Source organism: Streptomyces sp. NPDC028711 (assembly GCF_055565415.1).
Map to the genome: position 1 here is coordinate 693,623 of NZ_JBVHUJ010000001.1, position 17,589 is coordinate 711,211.

General features: G+C 71.8%; 13 protein-coding genes. 9 read left to right on the plus strand and 4 right to left on the minus strand.

From position 1 onward, the window contains the following. The first annotated feature begins 46 nt into the window (after positions 1 to 46). Both ACZ4VK_RS03135 and ACZ4VK_RS03140 read left to right on the plus strand, forming a co-directional pair. Positions 47 to 652, plus strand: coding sequence for an NAD(P)H oxidoreductase (locus ACZ4VK_RS03135; RefSeq protein ID WP_468347855.1), 606 nt, complete (start codon positions 47 to 49; stop codon positions 650 to 652). Beyond that, on the plus strand, positions 649 to 2,130 hold the full coding sequence (locus tag ACZ4VK_RS03140) for an MFS transporter (RefSeq protein ID WP_468347857.1): 1,482 nt from the start codon (positions 649 to 651) through the stop codon (positions 2,128 to 2,130). Before ACZ4VK_RS03135 ends, ACZ4VK_RS03140 begins: the two co-directional genes overlap by 4 nt. 115 nt (positions 2,131 to 2,245) lie before the next feature. Here the strand turns inward: ACZ4VK_RS03140 and ACZ4VK_RS03145 are convergent, their stop codons facing one another. After that, positions 2,246 to 2,728 (minus strand): MarR family winged helix-turn-helix transcriptional regulator, encoded by a 483-nt coding sequence (locus ACZ4VK_RS03145; RefSeq protein WP_468347859.1) that lies wholly within the window; start codon positions 2,726 to 2,728, stop codon positions 2,246 to 2,248. A gap of 108 nt (positions 2,729 to 2,836) precedes the next feature. On the opposite strand from ACZ4VK_RS03145, the gene ACZ4VK_RS03150 reads away from it, so the two are divergent. Both ACZ4VK_RS03150 and ACZ4VK_RS03155 read left to right on the plus strand, forming a co-directional pair. Beyond that, on the plus strand, positions 2,837 to 3,253 hold the full coding sequence (locus ACZ4VK_RS03150) for an organic hydroperoxide resistance protein (protein WP_468347861.1): 417 nt from the start codon (positions 2,837 to 2,839) through the stop codon (positions 3,251 to 3,253). Between the two features lie 266 nt (positions 3,254 to 3,519). Next, positions 3,520 to 5,574, plus strand: coding sequence for a phosphocholine-specific phospholipase C (locus ACZ4VK_RS03155; protein ID WP_468347862.1), 2,055 nt, complete (start codon positions 3,520 to 3,522; stop codon positions 5,572 to 5,574). Positions 5,575 to 5,668: 94 nt separating this feature from the next. On the opposite strand, the gene ACZ4VK_RS03160 is transcribed toward ACZ4VK_RS03155, so the two are convergent. Next, positions 5,669 to 5,803, minus strand: a complete 135-nt coding sequence (locus ACZ4VK_RS03160) for a hypothetical protein (RefSeq protein WP_468347864.1) — start codon at positions 5,801 to 5,803, stop codon at positions 5,669 to 5,671. Between the two features lie 466 nt (positions 5,804 to 6,269). On the opposite strand from ACZ4VK_RS03160, the gene ACZ4VK_RS03165 reads away from it, so the two are divergent. The 4 genes from ACZ4VK_RS03165 (at position 6,270) to ACZ4VK_RS03180 (ending at position 12,835) form a co-directional block, all read left to right on the plus strand. Continuing rightward, complete coding sequence (locus ACZ4VK_RS03165; protein WP_468347866.1) at positions 6,270 to 7,004, plus strand: FHA domain-containing protein; 735 nt, start codon at positions 6,270 to 6,272, stop codon at positions 7,002 to 7,004. Then, complete coding sequence (locus ACZ4VK_RS03170) at positions 7,001 to 8,491, plus strand: protein kinase domain-containing protein (protein WP_468347868.1); 1,491 nt, start codon at positions 7,001 to 7,003, stop codon at positions 8,489 to 8,491. The genes ACZ4VK_RS03165 and ACZ4VK_RS03170 overlap by 4 nt, the downstream gene beginning before the upstream one ends. A 202-nt stretch (positions 8,492 to 8,693) precedes the next feature. Next, positions 8,694 to 10,292: a phospholipase A2 gene (locus ACZ4VK_RS03175; RefSeq protein WP_468347870.1), complete on the plus strand. Its 1,599-nt coding sequence runs from the start codon at positions 8,694 to 8,696 to the stop codon at positions 10,290 to 10,292. Between the two features lie 128 nt (positions 10,293 to 10,420). Then, the gene (locus tag ACZ4VK_RS03180; protein ID WP_468347872.1) at positions 10,421 to 12,835 is read left to right on the plus strand and encodes a proprotein convertase P-domain-containing protein; all 2,415 of its coding nucleotides are present in this window, start codon (positions 10,421 to 10,423) and stop codon (positions 12,833 to 12,835) included. A 19-nt stretch (positions 12,836 to 12,854) separates the two neighbouring features. Here the strand turns inward: ACZ4VK_RS03180 and ACZ4VK_RS03185 are convergent, their stop codons facing one another. After that, positions 12,855 to 13,721, minus strand: coding sequence for a PhzF family phenazine biosynthesis protein (locus tag ACZ4VK_RS03185; RefSeq protein WP_468347874.1), 867 nt, complete (start codon positions 13,719 to 13,721; stop codon positions 12,855 to 12,857). A 221-nt stretch (positions 13,722 to 13,942) separates the two neighbouring features. On the opposite strand from ACZ4VK_RS03185, the gene ACZ4VK_RS03190 reads away from it, so the two are divergent. Continuing rightward, on the plus strand, positions 13,943 to 15,994 hold the full coding sequence (locus ACZ4VK_RS03190) for an acyltransferase family protein (protein WP_468347875.1): 2,052 nt from the start codon (positions 13,943 to 13,945) through the stop codon (positions 15,992 to 15,994). A 123-nt stretch (positions 15,995 to 16,117) separates the two neighbouring features. Here the strand turns inward: ACZ4VK_RS03190 and ACZ4VK_RS03195 are convergent, their stop codons facing one another. Next, entirely contained in the window at positions 16,118 to 17,539 is a 1,422-nt protein-coding gene (locus tag ACZ4VK_RS03195) for a lipase/acyltransferase domain-containing protein (RefSeq protein ID WP_468347877.1), read from the minus strand. Positions 17,540 to 17,589 lie beyond the last annotated feature (50 nt).

The following is a 17,589-nucleotide window of genomic DNA, read 5'->3' on the forward strand; positions in this document are numbered from 1 at the left end:
GCACCGCGCCACCCACGCCCGCCCCCACCCGAAGGACCCTCACACCATGGCCCTCCACACTCTCCTCGTCCTCGCCCACCCCCGTACCGACTCCCTCACCGCCCAGGTCGCCGCCCGGCTGCGCACCCGCATCGAGAGCGAGGGCGGCACCGTCGACGTGCTCGACCTGTACGCCGAGGGGTTCGACCCGGTGCTCCGCCCGGCCGACGAGCCGGACTGGGAGGACCGCGAGAAGGTCTACTCCCCCGAGGTCCACGCCCATATGGACCGGATCCTGGCCGCCGACGACATCCTGGTCGTCTTCCCGGTGTGGTGGTTCTCGCCGCCGGCCGTCCTCAAGGGCTGGATCGACCGGGTGTGGAACTACGGCTTCGCGTACGGGCGGAGCCGTCCCCGGCTCGCGGGGAAGCGGCTGCTGTGGCTCGCCCTGATGGGCGGTACGGCCGAGGAGATCGCGGAGCTCGGCATGGAGAAGGCGCTCGACCTCATGCTGGTGACCGGCATCTCCGCGTACTGCGGGCTCCCCGACGCCACCCTCGGCGTGCTGCACGGCACCGAACTCTCGGGTGTGCCCGTGGAGTTGCGGGCCGAGCGGGTCGCCGAGCTGCTCGCCGCCGCCGAGAAGACCCTGGACGGAGGGCTGCCGCGATGACGACGACCCTCGCGGCCGAGGCCTCGACACCGCCCCGGGCCGGTGCCCGCCAGTGGATCGGGCTCGCCGTCCTCCTGCTCCCCGTCACCCTGATGACCGCCGACCTGGGTGTGCTGTGGCTGGCCACCCCGTACCTCTCGGCCGATCTGCGGCCCAGCGGCGCCCAGTTGCTGTGGATCACCGACATCTACGGCTTCCTCACCGCCGCCACGCTCGTGGTCATGGGCACGCTCGGCGACCGGCTCGGCCGCCGCAGGCTCCTGATGGCCGGTTCGGCCGGCTTCCTGCTCGCCTCGCTCCTCGCCGCGTACGCACCGAACGCCGGGACGCTGATCGCGGCCCGCGCCCTCCTCGGAGTGGCGGGTGCGGCCGTCCTGCCGTCCACGCTCGCCCTGATCAGCCATATGTTCGCGGACGCCCGGCAGCGGGCCACGGCCATCGCGATGTGGGTGACCGCCCTCTCCGTGGGGCTCGCGATCGGACCGGTGATCGGCGGGGTGCTGCTCGCCTCCTGGTGGTGGGGCTCGGTCTTCCTGATGGGTCTGCCGGTCATGCTGATCGCCCTGGTCACGGCGCCCCTGCTGCTGCCGGAGTACCGCGACCCGAACCCGGGTCGCCTCGATCCGGCGAGTGTGCTGCTCTTCCTCCTCGCGGTCCTGCCGCTGGTGTACGGCGTGAAGTCGCTGGCCGCGCACGGCCCGACGGCCGAGGCGGCGCTCGCGTTCGTCCTGGGGGCGACGTTCACGACCGTCTTCGTCCGCCGCCAGAACCGGCTGGCCTCTCCGCTCCTGGACCTGCGGCTGTTCAGGAACCGGGCCTTCACGGGCGCGCTCCTCACCCTGCTCCTGGGGATGACGGCGCTCAACGGCGTCGAGTACCTGGTTCCGCAGTACCTCCAGGCGGTGGCGGGGCTGCCGCCGCTGGAGGCGGGGCTCTGGCTGCTGCCGGGGGCGGCCGGTCTGATCGCCGGTTCGCAGCTGACGCCGTTCGCGGCACGCCGGGCACGTCCGGCGTACGTACTGGCCGGCGGGCTCCTCGTCTCCCTCGCCGGGTACGCGGTGATCGCCCTCGCGGAGGGGGTGACCGCGGCGGCACTCGGCCTCACGGTGATCATGTTCGGCGCGGCGCCGATCAGCGTCCTCGGTACGGCCCTCGCGGTCGGCTCGGCCCCGCCGGAGAAGGCGGGCGCGGCGGCGGCGACCGGTCAGACGGCGTACGACCTGGGGCTGGCCCTGGGGATCGCGGTCACCGGGAGCGTGGCGGTCGCCGTCTACCGGGGCGAGATGCCGGCGGACGCTCCGGCCGCGGCCCACGAGAGCGTGGGGGCGGCGCTGGCCCTGCCGGACGAGGGGCTGCGGGAGCAGGCGCGGGAGGCGTTCACGACGGCGCTGCACTCGGCGTCGGCGCTGAGCGCGGTGTTCGCCCTGGTGACGGCGGTCGTGGTCCTCACCCTGCTCCGGAAGGTCCCGCGCACCTGAGGGGCCGGGGGTGGGGACACGTCCGAGGGGGTGTCTTGTCGGTCAGGCCGGGCTCGCGGCGTCTGACCGGCAAGGCACCCCTAGTGGGTGTCTTGTCGGTCAGGCCGGACACCCCCTAGACGCATGAGGAGAGGTCGTCCGTGTCGACGCCGTCGAGCCGGACGGCCAGCGCCGCGAGCCGTTCCCGCAGCTCGCGGAGCTCGTCCAGGTCGAGGCCGGTCGCGGCGGCGATCCGGCGCGGTACGGCACGGGCCCTGGCCTTCAGCCCGGCGCCCTCGGCGGTGGGCCGCACGGTGACGGACCTCTCGTCCTCTGGGCTGCGCCGCCGCTCGACGTATCCGGCCGCCTCCAGGCGCTTGAGCAGCGGAGACAGGGTGCCGGAGTCGAGCCGGAGGCGCTCGCCGATGCCCTTCACGGGCAGCTCGCCGTGTTCCCAGAGGACGAGCATGACGAGGTACTGGGGGTAGGTGAGCCCCAGCTCCTTGAGGGCCTCGCGGTAGACGCCGTTGAACGCCCGGGTCGCCGCGTGCAGCGAGAAGCAGATCTGGTGGTCGAGCCGGAGGAAGTCCTCGTCCGGAACCGTGTCGAGCGTCTCCATGGCTCCAGGATACGCGAGGACATCTCACGCGCGATTAAGTTGTGCACAACTGAATAGTGCGCTATCAATGAGGGACCACCGCATCCCGAGGACAGGAACGGAAGAACCATGGACGCGATCTACACCGCCGTCGCCACCGCCAACGGCCGCGAGGGCCGCGCCGTCAGCTCCGACGGCCACATCGACCTCCCCCTCGCCCACCCCCAGGCCCTCGGCGGCAACGGACAGGGCACCAACCCCGAGCAGCTCTTCGCCGCCGGGTACGCGGCCTGCTTCGCCAGCGCGATGGGTGTGGTCGCCCGCCAGGAGAAGATCGACATCTCCGACGCCTCGGTCACCGCCGAGGTCTCCATCGGCAAGGACGCCGCGGACGGCGGCTTCGGCCTCGCGGTCGTCATGCGCGCCGAGTTCCCGGACCACCTCCAGGGCGAGGCGGGCCGCACCCTCCTGGAGAAGACCCACGCCTTCTGCCCGTACTCGAAGGCGACCCGCGGCAACATCAAGGTCGACCTCGTCGTCGAGTAGTCGAGTAGCCGAACCGTCGGACAGAAGGCCGGCCGGTCGATCGACCGGCCATGCCCCTCCCGTACGAAAGCCCCGGTGCCGCCCGCGCGCACCGGGGCTTTCACACAGCGGCACGAGGGGTTCGTCCGCCGTACCGCGGGCAGCCATGGGACGGCCGCCGGGCGGTGATCCGCGGGCGCTCTTCTTGGGGCGCTCGCCGGGGAGCCGCCCGGCCGCAGCACGCGCACCCCCACCCGTGCCCGTACTCACCGGAGGAGAACACCCCCATGGCCGACCTCGACCGTCGCCGTTTCCTGCAACTGGCGGGCGGCACCGCCGCGTTCGCGATGCTATCCGAGAGCATCGCGCGCGCCGCCGCCATTCCGGCGCAAGGCTCCACCGGCACGATCCAGGACATCGAGCACATCGTCGTCCTCATGCAGGAGAACCGTTCCTTCGACCACTACTTCGGGGCGATGAAGGGCGTACGCGGCTTCGGCGACCCGCGCCCCGTCACCCTTCCCAGCGGCAAGTCCGTCTGGAACCAGGCGAACGGCGGGAAGGTCACGCTGCCGTTCCGCCCGCCGAGCGACGACCTCGGCATGGAGTTCCTCCAGGGCCTGAACCACGACTGGGCGGGCGGGCAGAAGGCCTTCAACAAGGGCAGGTACGACCAGTGGATACCCGCGAAGACGCCCGCCACGATGGCGTACCTCACCCGTGAGGACATCCCCTTCCACTACGCGCTCGCCGACGCCTTCACGGTCTGCGACGCGTACCACTGCTCGTTCATCGGCTCGACCGACCCGAACCGCTACTACCTGTGGTCCGGGCACACCGGCAACGACGGCACGGGCGGCGGCCCCGTCCTCAACAACGCCGAGGCGGGTTACGGCTGGAAGACGTACCCCGAACGCCTCGAAGCGGCCGGGATCTCCTGGCGGGTCTACCAGGACGTCGGCGACGGCCTTGACGCGGCGGGCCACTGGGGCTGGATCAACGACGCCTACCGCGGCAACTACGGCGACAACTCGCTCCTCTACTTCAACACCTACCGCGGCGCGCAGCCCGGCGACCCGCTGTTCGACAAGGCACGGACGGGCACGGACGTGTCGAAGGGCGACGGTTACCTCGCGGACCTGCGCGCCGACGTCCAGGCCGGCCGGCTGCCCCAGATCTCCTGGATCGCGGCCCCCGAGGCCTTCTCCGAGCACTCCAACTGGCCGTCCAACTACGGCGCCTGGTACATCTCCCAGGCCCTGGACGCGCTGACGTCGAACCCGGACGTGTGGGCCCGTACGGCCCTGTTCATCACGTACGACGAGAACGACGGCTTCTTCGACCACGTCGTCCCGCCGTACGTCCCGGCCTCGTCGGCGCAGGGCCTCTCCACGACACCGACGGCGCTCGACCACTTCCCGGGGAAGACCGGGTACGTGGCCGGCCCGTACGGCCTCGGCCCGCGCGTCCCGATGATCGTCGTCTCTCCCTGGTCCACCGGCGGCTACACCTGCTCCGAGACCTTCGACCACACCTCGGTCATCCGCTTCATGGAACAGCGCTTCGGGGTGCGCGAGCCCCAGATCTCGCCCTGGCGGCGAGCCGTCTGCGGCGACCTGACCTCGGCCTTCGACTTCACGAACACGAACACACGCCCGGCCCCGCTGCCGCCGACCGACGGCTACTACCCGCCGGACCGCAGCCGCCACCCCGACTTCCTCGCCACCGCCCCGGCGTCCGGCACGATGCCCCGCCAGGAACCGGGCGGCAAGCCCACCCGGCCGCTGAAGTACGCCCCGTACGTGGACGGCGCGGCCGACACGGCGGCGGGCATCTACCGCCTGACGTTCAGCGGAGGCCCCTCGGCGGGCGCCCACTTCTATGTGACGTCGGCGAACCGCACGGACGCCCCGTGGACGTACACCACCGCGGCGAACACGTCCCTCTCGGACACCTGGAACACCACGTACTCCAAGGGCCTCACCGACCTCACGGTCCACGGCCCGAACGGCTTCGTCCGCCGCTTCCGCTCCCCCGGCAAGACGGCCGTCCCGGAGGTCAGGGCCCGCCACAACCCGGCCACGGCCACCCTGGACCTCACCTTCACCAACGCGGGCCCCACCACCCAGCTCACGGTGCGGAACGCCTACGCGAACACCACGCGCACGGTGACGGTCCCCCAGGGCGCGACGGTCCCCCTCACGGTGGACGTCTCCGCGGCCCACCACTGGTACGACCTCACGCTCACCTCCCCCACGTCCCCCGACTACCTCCGCCACCTCGCGGGCCACATCGAAACGACCCTCCCGAGCCACTCGGACCCGGCGATCCTGACGTACTGACCCTCACGCGGAGCACGCGGCCGGGGCGCCTGGACGGACGGCCGGTGGCCCGCCCCCACGAAAGGGACGGGCCACCGGGCGCGGTGAGCGGGGGTCAGGAACGGGCCTCCACCGGACGCCCGGCCGGGCCGCTCCCCGGGGCGGCGGCGTCACCCTTGCCGCCGGTGATGCCGACGGCCCGGGCCAAGCCCGCCAGGACCAGGACGGTGGCGACGAGCACGGCGCTCACCGGAAGGTCATGCGGTCGCCCCGACAACGACCGGATCGCCGCGGCACCGGTACGGCTGAAGACCCCGGCCTGGTCTCCGGCTCGACTCCTCCGTGAACCGGGCGCCGGATCCGCGGACTCCGGAGACCCCACGGTCGCGGGCCCACGGACACGCACCGCGACCACACACGGTCGCGGCCCTTAGACTGAGCGCCTTGAGCGCCCGCCACGCCGCGATCTCGCTCCGTGCGGGCTCGGTCGGCGTGCGGCGGCCGGCCGTCGCCGCCGTGCGGAAGGTTCCGCGGCGCCGTACAAGACCGACAGGCACAACGACGGAGTTGTGGACAGGGGCAAGGCGCCACCGGATGGCTCCTGGACGGCCCGTTCGACGAGGACCGACCACACCGTCCGGACAGACCGGGCGTCCTGCCCTCATCACGTGAACGCCCACGCCTCGTGCATGGGACGAGGGGGAGGTCTTCACTCCATGCACAGCATCATCGTGGTGCCGCCGGGCTGCGAAGGGCCCGCGGGCCAGCACAGGATCGGTCCCGGGCAACGCCTCACCTTCGGGCGAGCGGAGGAGAACGACCTCGTCATCGCGCACCCCGGTGTGTCGCGGACGGCCGGCACGATCACCGCACACCACTCGTTCTGGATCCTGAGCAACGACAGCACCGGCCAGACGTACGTCGTGGAGAACCCGGAAGGAGCCGGCGAGCACGTCAAGGTCGCCCCCGGCCGCCAGGACGCCCCCGTCCCCTTCGAGTTCGCCCGAGTCGTCCTGCCGGCCGCCGGCGACCTGCTCGGGTTCGAGGTCTGGGCACCGAGCCACAGCTACCGTCACAGCGCCGTCGGCCCCGGCCCCGCCACGGCCCCGGCCTTCACCCTGGACCGTACGAAGCGGTACTTCGCCGTGCTTACCGCCCTGTGCGAGCCCCGCCTTCGCGGTGCGCCGCACGCCCCGCTTCCCGCGGTCGACGATCTGGTCGAGCGGCTGCGCCCCACCTGGCCCGGCGCCAACCGGTCCTCCGTCTACTGGAACGTGGACTACCTGGCCGTCAAGCTCCGCCTCCGTCCCGAACCGGACACCGCTGAGGCGGGCCGGCGCCTCAACGGCAAGAAGGAGTCCCTGGTCTCCCTCGCGCTCCGCTTCGACCTGGTCCGCGAGGACGACCTGATCGTCCTCGAAGCCACCGCCGGCAGCGAGGCGATCTTGTGACGGCACACGAGCGTGCCTCGCACGTCGTCCCCGTGCCGCTGGGCTACCGCGTCGGCCGCTGGGAGATACGCCGTCCGATCGCGTCCGGCGCGTTCGCCACGGTCTACGCGGCCCGCACCACCACACCCGCCGACGGTCAACCGGACCGCGCGGCGCTGAAGTTCCTCGCGACCGGCACACGTACCCCGCGCCAGGTCCGCCACCTGGGCGAACTCGCCGAGAGGGAGGTCGAACTCCTCAGCCGGCTGCACGCCCCCCGCCTCATCCGCATGTTCGAGACGCTCACCGTCGACGACCCGGACCACCCGGAGCTCGACGGCGCCACCGTGCTCGTACTGGAACAGGCGGAGGACTCCCTCGACGCCGTCCTCGACCGCACCCCGTGCCCCGCCACCGGCCCCCGCGTCCTCGCCCAGGTCTGCGCGGGCCTGCACCAGCTGCACCGGGCGGGCTGGGTGCACGGCGACCTCAAGCCGGCCAACGTCCTGCTGATGAAGGACGGCACGGCCCGCCTCGCCGACTTCAGCACCGCCGCGGAACTCGACGGCACCCACGCCTACTCCGCGGCCTTCGCCACCCGCGACTACACCCCGCCGGAACTCCTCTGGCCCGAGACCAGTGCCCGCGGAACACTGATCCGGCCCACCGCCGACATCTGGGCCTTCGGCGTCCTGGCCCATCTCGTGCTGACCGGCACGCACCCCCTGCCCGGCGCCACCCCCGAAGCCCGCTGCGACGCGGCCGCCCGCTACGCGCGGGGAACGGAGGAACTGCGCCTCTCCCCCGACCTGCCCGAGCCCTGGCGGCACATCATCTCCGGCTGTCTGGCCCGCACCCACGAGGAGCGGACCGCCGCGCACGACACGGAGGCCCTCCTGCTGCGGGTGGAGCAGGCCGCGGGCGTCACCGGTCCCGTACGCCGGCCCCGCCGCCCCGGCTTCCGGCGCCGGCACCCCGTACTGGCCGCCGTCCTCACGATCCTCCTCCTGGCGACGGCGTGTGTGACGGTCGCCGGATACGCGTACGTGAATCACGAGGACGGGACACCGGTGTACGCGGCGCTGCCCGCGGCGTCGAAGGCCCCGGTCGGCCCGGACGGGAAGGTCGCCTACGGATACCACCGCTGCCCCGAGGACTCCGTCTGCTTCTTCAGCGAGCACAACGGCAACGGGGAGATGTGCAGTTGGCACGGCGACGACGACACCGACTGGCAGTCCGGCAAGGAGACCTGCTCGTGGGCCGGAGACCGACCGGTCCGGTCGGTCTACAACAACATCGCCGCCCAGCGTCAGCTCGAGGGCGTGGCCTACTTCCGCGGCACCGACTTCAGTCCCGCCGGCGAGGACCGCCGCCGCCCCGTCCAGCGCACGGGCTGCACCTCCATCAACAGCATGGGCAACCTCTCCGGCACCTACGCCCCACGTTCCCACCGACTGGTCTCCGACTGCTTCGCCTTCACCGCGATCATCGACACCCTCACCCACTGAGCGGCGGACCGGTACCTGAAACATTCGAGGTTCCCGGCGGACCCTCGTCGGAGCAGGCTCACACCGGCACCCCCACCGGGGAGTGCCGGCCCGAAACCGAGGGGACCCGGGGGCGGTTCGCCGCCCTGCCGCACACCCGCACGTCTCCCCTCGGGCCCGTGGCCGTTGATCACCAAGGATCCACCCGAACGGGAGTGACACCGTGCGACGCAAGGCCGCGCTCTCCCTCGTGACCGTCGTCTCGATGGCGCTGCTGCTCCCGCAGCAGCTCGCATCGGCATCGACGACCTCCGAGGTCCCCGACCAGCCGCTCGCCGCGGGCGACATCCAGGAGGTGGGCCCCGGCCTCTACCTCTCCGCGAGCGACACCTACCAGGTCTACGAGAACGACGTGGACAGCGGGCTCATGGCCCGCTCCCACACCATCGCCGGGCAGCCCGAGGGCCTCGCGCTCGCCCAGGACGCCCCCGCCGGGCGTTCCGACCTCGGCGTGTTCGGCCCCGGCTGGGAAGCCGAGTTCGTGGGCGGTCAGCTCAACCGTTCCCTCACCCAGGGCGCCGGGCGGATCACCACCACGGACCTGGACACCGGCGAGGCCACCCGGTACGAGCTCACCGGGTCCTTCGAGCGCCCCGACGGCGGCAGCGTCAGCGACTACACCGCCGCCGACGGCTCCACCCTCGTCGAGACCGTCGTATGGGACGACCTGGCCGGTGAGATGGCGACCACCGTCGTGGAGACGCTCAACGCCGATCTGGCCACCACCGCCGCCGAGGACGACACCTTCACCGACGCCCAGGGCAACGCCGTTCCCGCGGCCGCCCTGAAGCCGTCCTACACCTGGACCCGGCTCCCCGTCAGCGGTGACGCCTGGCGTGTGACGTCCCTGGGCAGCGAGGCGTTCGGCGAGACCACCGTCTCCTACGACAGCGCCGGCCGCGTCTCCACCGTGTCGGAGACCGCGACCGCCACGGACCCGGCCCAGACCGTCCGTGTCACCTACGCGGGCACCAGCACCGCCGCGGGCGACGCCCTCGGCGACGTCGCCGGCCAGGTCAAGGACATCACCGTCACCGCCGGCTCCACCGTGCAGACCCTGGCCCGCTACCACTACGACGCCTCCGGCCTGCTGAAGCAGGTCACCAATCCCGCCGAGGGCAGCGAGCTCGCCGGATACACCTACGACGGCGGCGACCGCCTGGCCACGGTGACCGGCGACGACGGAACGCGGTGGGAGCTGTCCTTCACCGGGGACGCGGCCGCGCCCCAGGCCCTGGAGACCGCCGGCAGCCCCGTACCCGGCTCCGAGGTCGAAGGCGTCCCCGACGGCGAGGTCGGCACCCCGTCGGCGGAGGAACCCGTCGGCGCGACGGCCTCTCCGAGCCAGTGCTGGGCCGCCAACCACTGGATGCGCTACACGAAGAGCGGCTGCACCACGGAGGTCGCCCATTACGGCTGGCGCACGCCCAGCTGGAAGAAGACTCCCAGCGGCCGGTCGGTCAGGGGCATCTACAAGGACCACTGCACCTCCAGCTCCGACAAGCCCTCCGGCTGGGACTTCCGCTCCGCGTGCGACATGCACGACTACGGCTACGGCGTGATCGGCAACTCGTACAAGAACATGCCCCGCTACCTCGACAGGTCGAAGAAGAGCGCCGTGGACACGGTCTTCTACAACACCCTCAAGGACGACGTGTGCAGCGCGTACCGGCTCAAGTCGGCCTGCCGCAGCACCGCTTGGGTCTACTACCAGGCAGTCAAGAGCAAGGGCAACCCCAAGAACGGGGCCAACGCCACCTAGGACCGCCGGTCCGTTCGTGAGTGACAAGGGGCCGGGCAGCGCCCTGCTGCCCGGCCCCTCCGCGTCCCCGCCCGGCCCTTTCGTACGTACCCGACGACCCGATCACCCGATTCGATGGAGCACCAGTGATGAGACCCGCGTGGGCTCTGGTGACGGCCGTGTCAGCGGCCCTGCTGTTCACCGCGATACCCGCACACAGCGCCCCCCTGTCCGACGACCCCGTCCCCACCGCCGACGGCGCGGGTCCCGTCGACCCTCCGCTCTTCGACGCCACGCAGGACGGCTCCACCGTCCGCGTCAACGTCGTCACCGACCAGCGCGCGGACCTCTCCTCCGCCTCCCGGGCGGGCGAGACCCTCGTCTCCTACGACACCCTCCCCCTGGTCACCCTGCGCGTCGACAGCGCGGGCCTGACCGAGCTCTCCGCCACCCCGGGCGTCGTCAGCGTGACCGAGGACGTCCCCGCGCCGCCCACGCTGAACGAATCCACCGCGGTCATCGGGAGCGCCACGACCACCGCCGCCGGCCTGACGGGAGCGGGCTCCACCGTCGCCGTCCTCGACACCGGCGTCTCCGTCCACCATCCCTTCCTCTCCGGGCGCGTCACGGCCGAGGCCTGCTTCTCCGTCAACGACGCCGCCATCGGGGCCTCCAGCCTCTGCCCCGACGGAGGCACCACGGAGGAAGGCCCCGGCACCGCGGACACCGGCGCCGGTCCCTGCGCCGCCATGCCGGCCGCCGTCTGCTCCCACGGCACCCATGTGGCCGGGATCGTCGCGGGTGACGGCACCGGCGTGACCGGCGCTCCCGCGCACGGCGTCGCTCCGGGAGCGGACATCGCGGCCATCCAGGTGTTCACCCGGTTCGACAGCGACAAGTACTGCGGCGCGGGCGCGAGCCCCTGCGTCCTGAGCTACGCCAGCTCCCAGGCCAAGGGCCTTGAGAAGGTCCTCGCGCTGAAGAGGGCCGGAACGCCCGTCGTCGCCGCGAACGTGAGCCTGGGCGCCGGACGTCACACCAGTGCCTGCGACGGCGACTCCCGCAAGGCGCTCATCGACAGCCTCCTCGCCGAGGGCGTCGCCACCGTCATCGCCGCCGGGAACAACGGCTTCACCGACGCCGTCACCAACCCGGGCTGCGTGTCCACGGCCGTGACCGTCGGCTCCACCACCGACGACGACCAGCTCTCCACCTTCTCCAACCGCGGCCCGCTGCTCGACCTGCTCGCTCCCGGCACCGGCATCGTCTCCTCGATGCCCGGCGGCACCTACGGCAGCAGGAACGGCACCTCGATGGCCGCTCCGCACGTCGCCGGCGCCCTCGCGGTGCTCAAGCAGGCCCACCCCGCCGAAACGATCTCCGGCCTCGTCTCACGCCTGGCCGGCACCGGCACCCCCCTCACCTACACCGGCGCCACCACACCCCGTATCGACGTCCGCGCCGCCGTCGGCAGCGCCCTGCCCGCGCCGGGCGACGGCACCGGCAAGCCGCTGGCCTTCCGCTTCTCCAACGACGTGCCGGTGGCCATCCCGGACAGCGCGGGCACGAAGGTCCCCGGCACCCCCGCCCACTCCCCGATCCTGATCACCGGGCACCCGAACGGCGCTCCGAACGATCTCTCCGTCAAGGTCAGCTACAGCCACGCCTGGATCGGCGACATCCGCCTCGAACTCGTCTCGCCCACGGGCAAGGCGTACCCGCTCAAGAGCGAGGACCTGACGAACACCGGCAGCGGAACCTCGTTCACGGGCAACTTCACCGTCGACGCCACCGGGCAGCCCTCCAACGGTGAGTGGCGCGTGCGCGCCACCGACATGGACAACGGCTCCGTGGGAAGCCTCAACACCTGGTCGCTGCTCTTCCCCACCCCGTTCAGGAACACGGCGGTCAAGGCGATCCCCGACACGGGCACCGCCTCCTCCACCGTCGCCGTCTCGCGTGTCACCGGCAGCGCCTCGGGCCCCTCGCAGGTGTACGTCGACCTCGCCCACACCAGGATCGGCGACCTGGGCCTGACCCTGACCAGTCCCGACAACAGGACCTTCACCCTCAAGCCGTACGGCTCCGAGCCCGGTGGCGCCCTGAAGACCACCTACGGCGTCGACGCCACCGCCGCCACGGCCGCCGGCACCTGGACCCTGAAGGTCACCGACTCCGCGGGCGGCTCGACCGGGCAGCTCAACGGCTGGTCGCTCGGGTTCCCCTCGTACGAGAACCAGACCGTCAAGCAGATCCCGGACGACGACTACGAGCAGATCTGGACCACGGTCACGGGCCTGACCGGCACCGGCTCGGCCCGTACACAGGTCTACGTCCACGTCGAGCACGCCAATCTCGCCAACCTCAAGATCGACCTCGTCGCCCCGGACGGCTCGCTGATCCTCCTCAAGGGCTCCGGATCACCCGAGCAGGGTGGCGTGATCAAGAAGACGTACACCGTCGACACCCGGGGCAAGACCGCCAACGGCACGTGGAAGCTCCGCGTCGACGACGTCATGCCGGGCAATACCGGCACCGTCCACAACTTCGTCCTCAGGTTCTGACCCCGGAGACCGGGCGTCCTCAGGCGATGCGCGCTCCGGTTCCGCTGACCCGCACCCGGGTGTCGCCTTCGCGCAGTTCCACGGTCAGAACGCCCGGGCGGCCCATGTCGGCGCCCTGGTGGAGGGTGAGGACCGAGGAGTCCGGGACCAGTCCGAGTTCCCGGGCGTAGGCACCGAAGGCACCGGCTGCCGCGCCGGTCGCGGGGTCCTCCACGACGCCGCCGACCGGGAAGGGGTCGCGTACGTGGAAGACGGTCCGGGACTCGCGCCACACCAGCTGCACGGTGATCAGGTCGAGTCGGCGCATGAGCGCTTCGAGCCGGGAGAAGTCGTACGCGAGGTCCGCGAGGCGCTCCCGGCTCGCCGCACCGAGGACGAGGTGGCGGGCGCCCGCGAAGGCGATGCGCGGCGGCAGGGCGGTGTCGAGGTCGGCGGCGGGCCAGTCGAGGGCGGCGAGCGCCTCGGCGAGGTCCGCGTCGCCGATCGTCTCGACGTGCGGTTCGACGGTGGTGAGCGTGGCCCGCAGGACACCGGCCTCCTCGGTCACGCTCACCGGCACGGTCCCCGCCCGGGTGGCGAACACCAGGTCGCCGGGGCCTATGTGCTCGCCGAGGGCGACGGCCGTCGCCACGGTGGCGTGACCACAGAACGGGACCTCGGCCTTGGGACTGAAATACCGAATCGTGAACGCACGCCCGCTGTCGCCGCCGAGGTCCTCGGGCGGAGCGGTCAGAAACGCCGACTCGCTGTAGCCGAGGTCGGCGGCGATCGCGAGCATCGCGTCGTCGTCGAGTCCGGCCGCGTCGAGCACGACGCCGGCGGGGTTGCCGCCCAGGGGGTCGGAGGAGAAAGCGGTGTAGCGCAGGACTGCGGGCTGTGTCGTCATGATCGCCGGAACTCCGGGGCCCGGCGGATTGTTCCCGGTGCCGGGGATCGGTTCTGAGGCGGGCGGGAGGCTTGGGATATATTCGCCGACCAGCACCAGAGCCGGTGCGTCGGCAGGGGAGAGAGCATCAAGTGCAGGTCGTAGATGTGGCCCAAAGGACGCCGGCGGCCCCCGCGCCGCCCGTCGTTCCCGCGTCGGGGGGTGCGCCCAGAGGTGCGGGGATGCGGCTGGACATCCAGGGGCTCCGCGCCGTCGCGGTAGGTCTCGTGGTGCTGTCGCACGCGGGCATCAGCCGCCTGGCCGGCGGTTACGTCGGCGTGGACGTGTTCTTCGTCATCTCCGGCTTCCTGATCACCTCGCTGATGCTCCGTGAGGTCGAGTCGACCGGCCGAATATCGCTGCGGCGGTTCTACGCCCGGCGGGCGCTGCGTCTGCTTCCGGCGTCCACCGTGGTGGTCCTGGCCACCCTGGCCGGCGCCTGGCTCTTCCTCGGGCCGCTGCGGTTCGTCGAGTACACCAAGGACGCCTTCGCGAGCGCCCTGTATTTCGTGAATCTGCATCTGGCGGACGCCGGGACCCAGTACCTCAACGCCGACGCTCCGCCCTCCCCGTTCCAGCACTTCTGGTCGCTGGCCGTGGAGGAGCAGTTCTACCTGGTGTGGCCGCTGGTGATGCTCCTGGCCGTGCGGTGGCTGGCGCGTCGTCGGCTGGTGCTCGCCGTCCTCCTTGTCGTGATCTGTGCAGGATCGTTCCTCCTTAATCTGGAATGGATCGAGACGTCCCCTTCCTGGGCGTACTTCGGATCCCCCGCCCGCGCCTGGGAGCTCGGCGCCGGCGCCCTGCTCGCGCTGACGGGCGACCGGATCGCGCGGCTGCCCGGCCCGGTGGCGGCGCTGCTCGGCTGGACGGGCCTGGCGGCGATCGCGTACGCGGCCCTGGCCTTCGACGAGTCCACGCCGTTCCCCGGCGGGTACGCCGTGGTGCCGGTGTTCGGCGCGGTGGCCGTGCTCGCGGCAGGCATGAAGGACGGCGGGCCGCGGTACGGCGCCGGCGCGCTGCTCGGCCTGAGGCCGGCGGTGTGGATCGGAGGGCTCTCGTACAGCTGGTACCTCTGGCACTGGCCGCTCATCGTGCTCCTGCCCGCGGAACTCGGCGAGGACCGGGCCCTGGTCAAGCTCCTCGCGGCGGTGCTCGCGCTGAACCTGGCCTGGCTGACCCTGAAGTTCGTGGAGGACCCGGTGCGGTTCCACCGGGCCTTCAAGGGTGCGTCGTGGCGAGGCCTGTCGCTCGGGCTCGGGCTGACGGCGGGAACGGCGGCCGTCGCCCTGCTCGCCGCCCAGATCCCGCTCAAGGTCGACACCGGCCCCGACGGACCCGACCTGCGGCAGGCGATCGCCACGGCGGACCAGCCGGAGCGGGCGCTGGCCGACCTGCTGGACGTCGCGCCCGCCAAGCTTCCCGGCAACCTGCAGCCGAGAATCGACCAGATCACCGTCACCCCGGGCACGCCGTTCCTGAACGGCTGCCACGCCTCGCCCGACACGGTGGCGCTGAAGACACCCTGTGAGTACGGCGACAAGAACGGCGACCGGCTGGTCGTCCTCTTCGGCGACTCGCACATCACGCAGTGGTTCCCCGCCATGGACGCGCTGGCCGACAAGCACCACTGGCGGCTCGTCTCCCTCACCAAGGCGCACTGCAAGCCGGGCAAGGTCACCACGGTCCACGCCGGCCGCGGCGGTCCGTACGAGCAGTGCAACCAGTGGCGCGCCAAGGCGGTCGAGTACATCGCCTCTCTCCAGCCCGATCTGGTGCTCACCTCGTTCGCGGTGCACAACCCTCTGTCCGACAAGACGCTGGACCCGCGGACCGAGTGGACCCGTGGACTCGTCGAGGGTTATCAGGACCTGCAGAAGAGCGGTGCGCGGGTGGCGGCCCTGACCGACATCCCGTACCTGGCGCAGCACGCCCTCGACTGCGCCATCGCCAGGCCGCTCGACCTCCCGGCCTGCGGGCGCACCACGAAGAACGCGGACGCCGCTCCGCTCGTCACCCAGGCGGTCCGGGACGCCGGGAAGAAGACCGGTGTCGACGTCATCGAGACGCGCCCCTGGCTCTGCTCCCCGGGCGGGAACTGTCCTGTGGTGGTGGGCGACACCCTGGTGTACCGGGACCGGCACCACGTCTCCGAGGGGTTCGCGCTCAAGGTCGCACCGGTGCTCGAGCAGGCCCTGACCGAGCGGTACGGGTCCGAACTGGGACTGGACGGCTGACGCCGCACTGTTGACTCCGGGACCGCCGGGCCGGCCTTCCGCCGGCCCGGCGGCGTTTTGTCGACCTGCACGGCGGCACTACGTCGACGGGAGGCGCCGGCCGCGGCGACGGCTCCTGGCCGGTCAGTCCTGGTCGGCCGGTCCCGCGAAGACCAGCTGGGTGAGTGTGGAGCTGTAGTCGGCGGTGACCGTCACCCGGTACAGGCCGCCGGCCGGGACGCTGAGTGCGGCGCGGAGCCTGTTGCCACTGTCCGCCTCCAGCGACGCCCTGGTGAGGTGGTCGGTGTCGACGGCCGAGACGGTGCAGCGGACTCCGGCGGGGTCGTCGGTGCCCGTTACATACAGGTGCCACGGCTCGTCGGGGGTGACATAGTCCGGGACGCTCAGGCCCAGACCGCCGTCCGCCTGGTCGGGGCCGAGGTGGTCGTCTTCGAGCAGGAAGTCGGCGATGGTGCGTCGCGCTTCCTTGCCGCTCGCGAGAGCTCCGTGCTGTGCGTAGAGGGGGACGACTCGGCGGATCAGTGACGCGGATCCCCGGTGGACGGTGCCGTCGCCCCAGCCGGGGAAGCGAGTGGGGCGGCCGTGCTCGTCCCGTTTGAGTTCGCCATCGGTGTCGGCGCGGAATCCGTATTCGGAGGTGCGGACAACGCCGGCGTCCAGCTGCAGGGATTGAACGGTGGCCTGGCGGATGCCGACGACGGGCCTGAGGTGGGATGGCGGCCGCCGGTCGTAGAGGGTGTCGAAGAAGGCCTGGGAGGCCTGGAAGAGTTCCTTGTCGCCACCGAGGTCGGCGACGTCCACGGCTGAGAGGCGGCGGACGTCGGCGCCGTCCTCGAGGCACAGGAAGCGAGGCAACAGGTCGTGGACGCCGGGCATGGTGGCGGCGGCCCGGGACAGGCGGTTGTGCGGCAGCGGGAGGGGCCCGCCCTGCCGGGCGTTGAGGATGGCCGTGGCGACGACCGATCCCTGGAAAGGCGTGCCCAGGGTCATCACACCGCGGGTGTCGTCCGCCAGGTCGCTGTCGCCGCCGAGGGTGAGGGCCGCGTAGGTGACGAGGCCGCCCATGGAGTGGGCGATGAAGACGAGCCGTGCCTCTCGTTGGTCAACGGCGTTGCGTCGGGCCGCAGCGTGAGCCGGATGGGTCCGCCATCGGGTGAGGTGCTCGCGAGCGGCGGTGGCGAGTTCCTCGGCGTGCGCGGCGACGGGCAGGCGCCAGTCGTACGGGAAGGTCATGATGGCGTCGCGGTGGGCGACGTTGTCCTCGATGGTCCGCACGAGGTGGTGGTAGGGCTCGATGCCCCGCAGGAAGGGGCTCCAGGCGGGCACCCGCAGAAGGCTGCGGGCCTTGACCCGCCCCAGCTCTCCTTCCCGCTCCTCCCCCGTGAGCCCGAGCGACGTCAGTCCCGTGGGCGTGAGCCAGGCCCTGGCGAGCCAACCGGTGTCGGCCAGCCCCCAGATGACCCTGTCCTGTGCGGTGTCGTAGAGCTCGCTGCCCATGATGCCGGGCACGACGACAACGGCGTCATGAGTGACGGCAGGTACCACCGGAGGCTCCCCGCGAGATGACAGAGAAGGGATGTACCCCTGCGTCGGCT

Coding starts and splice junctions, on each gene's coding strand:
- ACZ4VK_RS03135 (WP_468347855.1), top strand. CDS start 47: ATGGCCCTCCACACTCTCCTCGTCCTCGCCCACCCCCGTACCGACTCC.
- ACZ4VK_RS03140 (WP_468347857.1), top strand. CDS start 649: ATGACGACGACCCTCGCGGCCGAGGCCTCGACACCGCCCCGGGCCGGT.
- ACZ4VK_RS03145 (WP_468347859.1), bottom strand. CDS start 2,728: ATGGAGACGCTCGACACGGTTCCGGACGAGGACTTCCTCCGGCTCGAC.
- ACZ4VK_RS03150 (WP_468347861.1), top strand. CDS start 2,837: ATGGACGCGATCTACACCGCCGTCGCCACCGCCAACGGCCGCGAGGGC.
- ACZ4VK_RS03155 (WP_468347862.1), top strand. CDS start 3,520: ATGGCCGACCTCGACCGTCGCCGTTTCCTGCAACTGGCGGGCGGCACC.
- ACZ4VK_RS03165 (WP_468347866.1), top strand. CDS start 6,270: ATGCACAGCATCATCGTGGTGCCGCCGGGCTGCGAAGGGCCCGCGGGC.
- ACZ4VK_RS03180 (WP_468347872.1), top strand. CDS start 10,421: ATGAGACCCGCGTGGGCTCTGGTGACGGCCGTGTCAGCGGCCCTGCTG.
- ACZ4VK_RS03185 (WP_468347874.1), bottom strand. CDS start 13,721: ATGACGACACAGCCCGCAGTCCTGCGCTACACCGCTTTCTCCTCCGAC.
- ACZ4VK_RS03190 (WP_468347875.1), top strand. CDS start 13,943: ATGCGGCTGGACATCCAGGGGCTCCGCGCCGTCGCGGTAGGTCTCGTG.